Origin of the sequence: Salipiger sp. PrR002 (assembly GCF_010500775.1) — a bacterium.
Taxonomy (GTDB): Bacteria; Pseudomonadota; Alphaproteobacteria; order Rhodobacterales; family Rhodobacteraceae; genus Salipiger.
In genome coordinates, this window is record NZ_JAAGOU010000005.1 from 140,812 (window position 1) to 149,981 (window position 9,170).

Below are 9,170 nucleotides of genomic sequence, written 5' to 3' on the forward strand. Positions count from 1 at the left end.
GCGCGCATCTTGCGCGATCACGTTCATTTGCCTAAGTGACACCCATGAAACGCCCTATCCTCATTCACCCCGATCCGCGGCTGAAGAAGCTCTGCGCGCCGGTGCCCGATCTGTCGGACGAGCTGCGCGTGCTGGCCGACGACATGCTCGAAACCATGTATGACGCGCCGGGCATCGGGCTGGCCGCGCCGCAGATCGGCGTGCTGGACCGGCTGATCGTGCTCGATTGCGCGCGCCCCGACGACGGTGAGACGCCGCGCCCGCTGGTGATGTTCAACCCACGGGTGATCGCCAGTTCGGACGAGCGCAACGTCTACGAGGAAGGCTGCCTGTCGATCCCCGAGCAATATGCCGAGGTCGAACGGCCGAAGATCGTGCAGGTGGAATGGCTCGACCGCGACGGCAAGCTGCAGACGGAAGAGTTCGACGGGCTCTGGGCGACCTGCGTGCAGCATGAGATCGACCACCTCGATGGCAAGCTCTTCATCGACTACCTCAAGCCGCTGAAGCGCCAGATGATCACCCGCAAGATGCAGAAGCTGAAGCGCGAGAGGGCGCGGATTTGAGCCTGCTGCCGATCCTGCGCTGGCCCGACCCGCGCCTGTCGCAGGTTTGCGCCGAGGTGGCCTCTGTGGCGGAGGTGACCGAGCTGGTCACCGATATGTTCGAGACGATGTATGACGCGCCCGGTCGCGGGCTGGCGGCGCCGCAGGTGGGCGCCATGGTCCGGGTCTTCGTGATGGACGCGGGCTGGAAGGACGGCGAGATGAACCCGCTGGCCTGCATCAACCCGCGCATCCTCTGGGCCTCGGACGAGACGGTCACCGGCGGCGAGGGCTGCCTGTCGATCCCCGGCGTGACGGCGCAGGTGACGCGCGCGGCGCGGATCCGCCTCGGATTTACCGATCTGACCGGCGCGGCGCAGGAGGTCGAACTCTCCGGCCCCGAGGCGATCGTGGCGCAGCATGAGTATGACCATCTTGACGGGCTGGTGCATTTCGACCGGCTGGAGCCCGCGGCGCGGGACGCGCTGACGGCTGAGTACGACGCGCTGGCGTAAAATTCCGGCCAGACCTTTGGCCTGACGACCCTGACAAGGAGCGTGGCATGACTGCACGCAAATGCATTCCCTGGCCCGACAAGCGCCTGCGGACCAAAGCCGAGCCGGTCGAGGCGATCACCGATGAGATCCGCGCGCTCTGGGACGATATGATCGACACGATGGAGGCGATGCCCGGCGTCGGTCTGGCCGCGCCGCAGATCGGCGTGATGCTGCGGCTTGCGGTGGTCGATGCCTCGGAAGAGCGCGGCAAGGCGATCCGCATGGCCAACCCCGAGATCCTGCATGCCTCGGTCAAGATGAACACCCATGACGAGGCCAGCCCCAACCTGCCCGGCGTCTGGGCGAAGATCGAGCGCCCGCGCGGCGTGACGGTGCGCTTCATGGATGAGACCGGCGAGACGCGGGAGCAGGATTTTGTCGGGCTCTGGGCGACCTCGGTGCAGCATCAGGTCGATCATCTGAACGGCAAAATGTATTTCGACCACCTGGGCAAGGTGAAGCGCGACATGCTGATCCGTAAGTCGAAGAAGCGCGGCTGAGATCGGCCTTCGTCTTGGCCCTTGTCTGTGGCCGCGCTGGCGGGTTTTGCGTATTTGAGGAACAATGAAGCCGCGGCGCCGGTGCGGTGCCGCGGGTTTCGAGTATTTTTGGAAAGATGAAAGGGAGCGGGCGGATGCGCGTGGTCTTCATGGGAACGCCGGAGTTTTCGGTGCCGGTGCTGGAGGCGCTGGCGGGCGCCGGGCACGAGATCGCCGCGGTCTATTGCCAGCCGCCGCGGCCCGCCGGGCGCGGCAAGAAAGAGCGTCCCTCGCCGGTGCAGGCGCGGGCCGAAGAGATGGGGCTGGAGGTGCGCCACCCGGTGAGCCTGAAAGGTGCGGAGGCGCAGGCCGAGTTCGCCGCGCTGAAGGCGGATGTGGCGGTGGTCGTGGCCTATGGGCTGATCCTGCCGCAGGCGGTGCTGGATGCGCCGGCCTATGGCTGCCTCAACATCCACGCCTCGCTGCTGCCGCGCTGGCGCGGCGCCGCGCCGATCCACCGGGCGATCCTGTCGGGCGATCCCGAGACCGGCGTGTGCATCATGCAGATGGAGGCCGGGCTCGACACCGGGCCGGTGCTGCTGCGCGAGGCACTGGAGATTGGCGCAGAGGAGACCACCGGCGCGCTGCACGACCGGCTGTCGGCGCTGGGATCGCGGCTCATCGTCACCGCGCTGGAGCGGCTCGACGATCTGACGCCCGCGGTGCAGCCCGAGGCGGGGGTGACCTACGCCCAGAAGATCGACAAGGCCGAGGCGGTGCTTGACTGGTCGCTGAGCGCCGAGGAAGTGTCGCGGCACATTCGTGGGCTGGCGCCGTTCCCGGGCGCGTGGACCATGGCCGGGGACCAGCGGATCAAGCTGCTGGGCGCGCGTGTGGTGCCGGGCGAAGGCGCGCCTGGCGAGGCGCTGGACGACGGGTTCGTCATCGCCTGCGGCAGCGGCGCGGTGCAGGTGACGCGGGCGCAGCGCGCGGGCAAGGGCGCGCAGGACGTCGAGACATTCCTGCGCGGGCTGCGCATTCCTGCGGGCATGGTGCTGGGCTCGGGGCACGACAGCGGTCATCATGGCGGGCATAAGACTGGGCTTAAGACTGGGCATCAGGCGGGCTGAGCCCCGCGAAAGGAGGGCGGCATGGGACTTCTCTGGCTCATCATCCTTGGCGCGGCGGCGGGGTTTTTTGCCACGCGCGTCATGCAGGTGCGCACCGGTGTCCTTCAGACGGTGCTGATCGGCATGGGCGGTGCGCTGATCGGCGGGCTGGTGCTGCGCGGGCTGATCGCGGTCACCGGGGCGTTGGCCGGTCTGGTGGGCGCGGTGCTGGGCGCCATACTGCTGATCTGGATCTTCCAGAAATTCGGCCCGCGCTGACGGCGGTTCCGCCTCGGAGTGTGCGCTCATGCGAAGGGGCTGCGCGCCCCTGCCTGTTTGCTTGGCCGCCCGATGCCACTAGCTCATGGCCCAGAGCAACGCAGGAGTGCGACAGATGGGCCTACTGGTCGACGGCAAGTGGCAGGACAAATGGTATGACACCGACAAGACCGGCGGCAAATTCGTGCGGTCCACGGCAAAGTTCCGCAATTGGGTGACCGCTGACGGATCAGCCGGGCCCTCGGGCGAGGCGGGCTTCAAGGCCGAACCCGGACGCTACCATCTCTATGTCAGCTATGCCTGCCCCTGGGCGCATCGCGCGCTGATCTTCCGCAAGCTCAAGGGGCTGGAGGATCTGATCTCCTACAGCGCCGTGCATCCCGAGATGCTGTCGGAGGGCTGGGAGTTCCGCACCGATTTCGACGGTGCCACCGGCGACCGGCTCTATGATCTTCCCTACCTGCGCGACGTCTACCTCAAGGCCAACCCGACGGTTTCGGGGCGGGTGACGGTGCCGGTGCTGTGGGACAAGGAGCGCAAGACCATCGTGTCGAACGAGAGCGCCGAGATCATCCGTATGTTCAACAGCGCCTTCGACGGGCTCACCGGCAACACCGACGACTATTGGCCCGAGGCGCTGCGCGAGGCGATCGAGCCGGTGAACGAGCGCATCTACGACACGGTCAACAACGGCGTCTATAAGGCCGGGTTCGCCACCACGCAGGAGGCCTATGAAGAGGCCGTGGCGCCGCTGTTCGACACTCTGGACTGGCTCGAGGAGCGGCTTTCCGGCCAGCGCTACCTGATGGGCGCGCAGATCACCGAGGCCGACTGGCGCCTCTTCACCACGCTGATCCGCTTCGACACGGTGTATCACGGCCACTTCAAGTGCAACCGCGCCCGCATCGTCGATTACCCGGCGCTCTGGGCCTATGTGCGCGAGCTTTATCAATGGCCGGGGGTCGCCGAGACAGTGCGGCTCGACCACATCTCGCGCCACTATCATTACAGCCACGACACGATCAATCCGCACCGCATCGTGCCGGTGGGGCCGAAGCTTGACCTTAACGCGCCGCACCAGCGCGAGCGTCTGGCAGCGGCCTGAGCCATGTCACGGGGCGCAATGCGCCCCGTAATGCTCGACCATGGCCACAAGATCGGCCGGGGCGGTGGCGCTTGGCAGATAGGCGCAGGCGTTGCCGCAATGGCGGAAGATCGAGCCGTCCGAGAACACCGCCGTGTCGGTGACAAAGACCACACGGCAGTGCGGCTGGCGGTAAGAGGCGAAATCCGCCACCGCGAGCGCGCTGCCCTCGGCCAGCATCAGGTCGAGCACGATCACGTCGATCTGCTCTTCGAGCATCACCCGTGTCGCCGCCTCCTGACCTGACGCGACGCGGACCTCGGCACCACGGCTTTTGAGATGTCGGCCCCAGAGCCGCGCGAGAGTCTGATCGTGTTGGACTATGAGCACCTTCATCGCATTCTCCTGACAGGTACTCCCCTGATGTGGTTCCGCATCCGGAACGCTGTCCGGAGGCAGGTGAGAGTTTTATTTGTTTTTTACCCTTCCACCTCCGTTTTCGGCTCGCTTCCTAAAGAAATGATTAATTTTGCTTTCCGATCCCAAGTTTCAGGGGTGCCGCTAGGTCACGCTTGTGTGTTCACAGGCCGCTGCACGCGATGTGATCGCGCGCCAAGGCGGCGCGGTTGCCTGCCCCGTGCGGGCTGATAGGGTAACGCAAATTTTCCCAAGAGGTCCCAATGCGTATCTGGCCCCTTCTGACCGCCCTCCTGCTGCCCGCAGCGGTGCAGGCCCAATCCCTGCAGGCCGTGCCCTGCGGCGGCGATTTCCGCGCCTTTCTGGACGGGGTTGCCGATGAGGCGGTGGCGCAGGGGGCCGATCCCGCGGCTGCGGCACGGTTCTTCGGCGGGCTGCGGCAGGATCCCAAAGTGCTGAAGGCCGACCGGGCGCAGGGCATCTTTCAATCGCCCTTCATCGAGTTTTCGCGCAAGCTGATCTCGCAGGACCGGCTCGACAAGGGCCGCCGCAAGGCCGAGGAATGGGACGCGGTCTTTGACCGGATCGAGAGCGAATACGGCATCTCGCGCGGGGTGCTGCTGGCGTTCTGGGCCTTCGAGACCGATTACGGCGGCTATCAGGGCAACTTCAACACCGCCAACGCTCTGGCCACGCTGGCGCATGACTGCCGTAGGCCCGAGTTATTCCGCCCGCAGTTGATCGCGGCGCTGGAGCTTTACGAGCATGGCGATTTCGATCCCGCAAAGACCACCGGTGCTTGGGCTGGCGAGATCGGCATGGTGCAGATGCTGCCCAAGGACATCATCGAGAACGGCGTCGATGGCGATGGCGACGGCCATGTGCTGCTCAAGTCCTCGGTGCCCGATGCGCTGATGTCGGGGGCGAAGATGCTCTCGGGGCTTGGCTGGCGCCCGAACGAGCCTTGGCTGCAGGAGATCACCCTGCCGGAGGATTTCGACTGGTCGATGACCGGGCTCGAGACCACCCTGAGCGTCGCCGAATGGGAGCGTCTGGGCGTGTCGGGGCGCAATGGCGCGCTGGATGATGGGCGCTTGCAGGCGTCGATCCTGCTGCCACAGGGGCGCGGCGGGCCAGCATTTATCGCCTACCCGAACTTCCGGGTCTATTTCGAGTGGAACCAGAGCTTCACCTACGTGCTGACCGCGGCCTATTTCGCCACGCGGCTTGAAGGGGCGCCGGTCTATGACGCGCGCACGCCCGCGCCGGGGCTTTCGGGGCCACAGATGCAGCAGCTTCAGCGCAAGCTGCAGTCGCGCGGGCATGACGTTGGCGAGGCCGATGGCATCCTCGGCGCGGGCACCCGTGCCGCGGTGCGCCGGATGCAGGCGGAACTGGGGCTGCCGGTGGATGGCTGGCCGACGGAGAGCCTGCTGAACGCGCTCTGAGCGGCTCGGCGGCGGGGTTTCGCGCAGGGTGAGCGGCGGGCAGCCGTCGCCACCAGCGACGCGGAACCGCTGCGCAGCGCGCTGGGTTTTGCGCGTATGATACGTTTTGCGAAACACCCCGCTTCGCTGGCGGCGCTCTTCGCGCTCGCCCTTTCGGCCTGCCTGCCGCAGGAGAAGCAAAGCCCGGCGCAGGAGGGCGCGGGAGCCGAGGACACCGCTGCTGCCATCCCGCAGGACATGCAGGGGCGCTGGGGGCTGGTTCCGGCGGATTGCACCTCGACCCGCGGCGATGCCAAGGGGCTGATGACCGTCGAAGGCGACACGCTGAGCTTTTATGAATCGCGCGCGGTTCTGGATGCAGTGGCCGAAAGCGATCCCGAGCGCCTTGAGGCGTCCTTTGCCTTCACCGGCGAGGGGCTCAGTTGGAGCCGGGACGTGGTTCTGGTGCTGCGCGGTGACACGCTGGTGCGGCAGGAGAGTGGCGAGGGCGCGAGCCCCGAGCCGCTGACCTACACGCGCTGCGGCTGATCGCCTCGCGGTGTGGCCGAAGGTACAGGGCCAGCGATCAAGCTGGCCCTTTCGCTGTCATCAAGGGTCAGGCAAGCGCGGCTTCGGCGGCGACCGACAGGCGCAGCAGGCGGTCTTCTTCCATTGGGGCCGCCATCAGCGAGATGCCGCAGCTTGGCGCGCCTGTGGGCAGCGTGGTGACGCAGAGACCCATAACGTTGCCGACGCGGGTGTTGCGCAGGGTCAGCAGGTTTTCGGTGACGTAATATTCCTCGTCGGTCATCAGCCGGTCGGCCTGCGGCGGCAGGTTCGGCGCGGTCGGGCAGAGCACCGCGTCAAAGCCCGCCGTGGCCTCGGCCCAAGCGGCGCGCGCCTGCATCATGCGGTTCCACGCATTGATATATTCAGCGGCAGAGAACTCCTTGCCACCTTCGAAACGGGCGCGGATCGGCGGGAACATCAGCTCGCCACGCGCGGTGATCTCATCGCCCCAAGCGGCCCATGCCTCGGCGGTGTAGAGCACGCCCGCGTCGCCCATGGGCACGGCCACCTCGGGCACGTCGATCGGCACGATCTCGGCCCCGGCCGCGGCCAGCTTTTCCAGTGCCGCGGCATAGGCGGCGGCGGGCTCGGGGCGCAGATCGTCCATCACGATGGTCTGCAGCGTGGCAAGGCGCACGCCCTTGAGCGAGGCACCGGTCAGGTCGGGGGCATCGCGCCCCTCGAGCGCCGCCAGCATCAGCGCCGCATCCTCGACCGTCTGGCACAGTGGGCCGACGGTGTCGAAGCGCGCCGCCAGCGGCACCGCGCCCTCAAGCGGCAGCCGCCCAGCGGTGGTCTTCAGCCCCACAAGATCGTTCCACGCGGAAGGGATGCGCACCGAGCCGCCGGTGTCCGAGCCCACCGCCGCGGCGGCCAGCCCGAAGGCGACCGAGGCCGCGGCACCGGAGGAGGAGCCGCCCGCCACCGAGCCCGGGTCATTCACCGAAGGCGGGGTGGCGGTCACCGGATTGAGCCCGAGGCCGGAGAAGGCCAGTTCGGACAGATGCGTCTTGCCAAGGCAGACAAGGCCCATGGCGGTGGCGGTCTGCAGCACCTTGGCGTCGGTGTCGGGCACGCGGCCCTTGAGCAGCGCGGTCCCCGCCTCGGTGGCGACGCCCGCGGTGTCGAAGAGGTCTTTCCAACTGACCGGCACGCCATCGAGCGGCGAGAGGCGGCGCCCCGCCTTGGCGCGGGCACTGGCGGCCTCGGCCTCGGCCAGAGCGCGCTCGGGGGTGAGACGGGCGTAAATGCGATCCTTCAGCGGGTGCGCCGCGATCTTGTCGAGGAAGGCTTGCGTCAGCGCCACCGGGTCCACTTCGCCCGCACCGATCGCCCGCCCCAGATCCGCCGCGCTCTTGCCTGTCCAGTCCGTCATGCCGCCATCCTATTTTTTGCGTTCGGCGCGACGGTAACGGCACGGCGCCGCATGGACAATCCCGGCCGCAGGACCATAGTACGCCTTATGACACAGGACAGCGATCTGCTCATCATCGGCGGCGGTCTGAACGGCCCCGCGCTTGCGCTGGCGGCGGCACAGGCCGGGCTCAGCTCTACCGTCATCGACGCTCTGCCCGGCGAGACACGCGCCGATCCGGGGTTCGATGGCCGCGCCTATGCGCTGGCCCTCGCCTCGGTGCGGCTCTTGGCCAATCTCGGCCTCTGGGACGACTTGGCGCCGCAGGCCCAGCCGATGAGCGCCATCCGCGTGACCGACGGACGGGTCGGCGAGGCAGAAGTGTTCCTCGGGCTCGATTTCGCCTCGGCGGAGATCGAGGAAGGGCCGATGGGCCATATGGTCGAAGACCGCTTCCTGCGCCGCGCGCTGCTGCAAGCCATGGCCGATGCGCCGCTTGTGACCCATCGCGCGGGATGCACGGTGATCGGGCAGGAGGTGGATGCCTCGGGTGTGACGGTGCAACTGGCGGATGGCGACAGCCTGCGCGGACGGCTGCTCATCGGCGCCGACGGGCGCAGCAGCGGCACCGCCGCGCGCGCCGGCATCCGGCGCATGGGCTGGACCTATGGCCAGACCGCGCTGGTCTGTGCCATCGCGCATGAAAAGTCGCATGAGGGCGTGGCGCATCAGTTCTTCATGCCCAGCGGGCCGCTGGCGATCCTGCCGCTGACCGGCAACCGCAGCTCGATCGTCTGGAGCGAGAGCGATGCGCAGGCCCGCGCGATCAACGCGCTGCCCGACGACGAGTATCTGCAGGTGCTGCGCCCGCGCTTCGGCGATTTCCTCGGAGAGATCTCGCTGGCCGGGCCGCGCTATACCTATCCGCTGGGGCTGACGCTGGCGAACAGCTTCATTGGCGCGCGGCTGGCGCTGGTGGGGGATGCGGCGCATGGCATGCATCCGATCGCCGGGCAGGGGCTCAACGCCGGGCTGCGCGATGTCGCCGCGCTGGCGCATGTGCTGGCGCATGCGCAGCGGCGCGGTGAGGATGTGGCCTCGGAGCTCGTGCTGGCGCGCTACCAGAGCTGGCGTCGCTTCGACACGGCGGCGCTGGCGGCGGCGACCGATCTGTTCAACCGGCTCTTCTCGAACGACAACCCGCTGCTGCGCGCCGGGCGCGACCTTGGCATGGCGCTGGTTCAGGGTATGCCGGGGCTGCGCCGCAACTTCGTGCGCGAGGCGGCCGGGCTGACCGGCGATCTGCCCGATCTCATGGCCAAATGAGCCGCGAAGCGAGCTGCCGGGGA

11 protein-coding genes are annotated in these 9,170 nt (G+C 67.7%); 9 read left to right on the forward strand and 2 right to left on the reverse strand.

Translation table 11 applies throughout. From position 1 onward, the window contains the following. Nucleotides 1–44 precede the first annotated feature (44 nt). The 6 genes from def (G0A00_RS07225) (at nucleotide 45) to G0A00_RS07250 (ending at nucleotide 4,074) form a co-directional block, all read left to right on the forward strand. Nucleotides 45–566: a peptide deformylase gene (gene def, locus G0A00_RS07225; protein WP_066103778.1), complete on the forward strand. Its 522-nt coding sequence runs from the start codon at nucleotides 45–47 to the stop codon at nucleotides 564–566. Then, a complete protein-coding gene (gene def / locus G0A00_RS07230) occupies nucleotides 563–1,060 on the forward strand; it encodes a peptide deformylase (protein WP_164180045.1) in 498 nt (165 codons plus the stop codon). Before def (G0A00_RS07225) ends, def (G0A00_RS07230) begins: the two co-directional genes overlap by 4 nt. A 47-nt stretch (nucleotides 1,061–1,107) precedes the next feature. Beyond that, nucleotides 1,108–1,602 (forward strand): peptide deformylase, encoded by a 495-nt coding sequence (gene def / locus G0A00_RS07235; RefSeq protein ID WP_164180047.1) that lies wholly within the window; start codon nucleotides 1,108–1,110, stop codon nucleotides 1,600–1,602. Between the two features lie 134 nt (nucleotides 1,603–1,736). After that, the gene (gene fmt, locus G0A00_RS07240) at nucleotides 1,737–2,711 is read left to right on the forward strand and encodes a methionyl-tRNA formyltransferase (protein WP_164180049.1); all 975 of its coding nucleotides are present in this window, start codon (nucleotides 1,737–1,739) and stop codon (nucleotides 2,709–2,711) included. A 21-nt stretch (nucleotides 2,712–2,732) separates the two neighbouring features. Continuing rightward, the gene (locus G0A00_RS07245) at nucleotides 2,733–2,969 is read left to right on the forward strand and encodes a GlsB/YeaQ/YmgE family stress response membrane protein (protein ID WP_066103786.1); all 237 of its coding nucleotides are present in this window, start codon (nucleotides 2,733–2,735) and stop codon (nucleotides 2,967–2,969) included. Between the two features lie 115 nt (nucleotides 2,970–3,084). Further along, the gene (locus tag G0A00_RS07250; protein WP_164180051.1) at nucleotides 3,085–4,074 is read left to right on the forward strand and encodes a glutathione S-transferase family protein; all 990 of its coding nucleotides are present in this window, start codon (nucleotides 3,085–3,087) and stop codon (nucleotides 4,072–4,074) included. A gap of 6 nt (nucleotides 4,075–4,080) precedes the next feature. Here the strand turns inward: G0A00_RS07250 and G0A00_RS07255 are convergent, their stop codons facing one another. Next, a complete protein-coding gene (locus G0A00_RS07255; RefSeq protein ID WP_066103790.1) occupies nucleotides 4,081–4,449 on the reverse strand; it encodes a response regulator transcription factor in 369 nt (122 codons plus the stop codon). Nucleotides 4,450–4,733: 284 nt separating this feature from the next. Here G0A00_RS07255 and G0A00_RS07260 point away from each other — a divergent pair, with 284 nt between their 5' ends. Both G0A00_RS07260 and G0A00_RS07265 read left to right on the forward strand, forming a co-directional pair. Then, entirely contained in the window at nucleotides 4,734–5,918 is a 1,185-nt protein-coding gene (locus G0A00_RS07260; RefSeq protein WP_066103792.1) for a lytic murein transglycosylase, read from the forward strand. A gap of 96 nt (nucleotides 5,919–6,014) precedes the next feature. Beyond that, entirely contained in the window at nucleotides 6,015–6,446 is a 432-nt protein-coding gene (locus G0A00_RS07265) for a hypothetical protein (RefSeq protein WP_164180053.1), read from the forward strand. Nucleotides 6,447–6,513: 67 nt separating this feature from the next. Here G0A00_RS07265 and G0A00_RS07270 read toward each other — a convergent pair whose 3' ends face one another. Continuing rightward, nucleotides 6,514–7,842, reverse strand: a complete 1,329-nt coding sequence (locus tag G0A00_RS07270) for an amidase (RefSeq protein WP_164180055.1) — start codon at nucleotides 7,840–7,842, stop codon at nucleotides 6,514–6,516. 87 nt (nucleotides 7,843–7,929) lie between these two features. Between G0A00_RS07270 and G0A00_RS07275 the strand changes: the two genes are divergently transcribed. Further along, the gene (locus tag G0A00_RS07275; protein ID WP_164180057.1) at nucleotides 7,930–9,147 is read left to right on the forward strand and encodes a UbiH/UbiF/VisC/COQ6 family ubiquinone biosynthesis hydroxylase; all 1,218 of its coding nucleotides are present in this window, start codon (nucleotides 7,930–7,932) and stop codon (nucleotides 9,145–9,147) included. The last annotated feature ends 23 nt before the right edge of the window (nucleotides 9,148–9,170 follow it).

What these genes read in the sequence shown, in the direction of transcription:
- G0A00_RS07265 (WP_164180053.1), top strand. Translation starts at nt 6,015, where the DNA reads ATGATACGTTTTGCGAAACACCCCGCTTCGCTGGCGGCGCTCTTCGCG.
- G0A00_RS07255 (WP_066103790.1), bottom strand. Translation starts at nt 4,449, where the DNA reads ATGAAGGTGCTCATAGTCCAACACGATCAGACTCTCGCGCGGCTCTGG.
- fmt (WP_164180049.1), top strand. Translation starts at nt 1,737, where the DNA reads ATGCGCGTGGTCTTCATGGGAACGCCGGAGTTTTCGGTGCCGGTGCTG.
- G0A00_RS07245 (WP_066103786.1), top strand. Translation starts at nt 2,733, where the DNA reads ATGGGACTTCTCTGGCTCATCATCCTTGGCGCGGCGGCGGGGTTTTTT.
- def (WP_164180047.1), top strand. Translation starts at nt 1,108, where the DNA reads ATGACTGCACGCAAATGCATTCCCTGGCCCGACAAGCGCCTGCGGACC.
- def (WP_066103778.1), top strand. Translation starts at nt 45, where the DNA reads ATGAAACGCCCTATCCTCATTCACCCCGATCCGCGGCTGAAGAAGCTC.
- G0A00_RS07275 (WP_164180057.1), top strand. Translation starts at nt 7,930, where the DNA reads ATGACACAGGACAGCGATCTGCTCATCATCGGCGGCGGTCTGAACGGC.
- G0A00_RS07250 (WP_164180051.1), top strand. Translation starts at nt 3,085, where the DNA reads ATGGGCCTACTGGTCGACGGCAAGTGGCAGGACAAATGGTATGACACC.
- G0A00_RS07260 (WP_066103792.1), top strand. Translation starts at nt 4,734, where the DNA reads ATGCGTATCTGGCCCCTTCTGACCGCCCTCCTGCTGCCCGCAGCGGTG.
- G0A00_RS07270 (WP_164180055.1), bottom strand. Translation starts at nt 7,842, where the DNA reads ATGACGGACTGGACAGGCAAGAGCGCGGCGGATCTGGGGCGGGCGATC.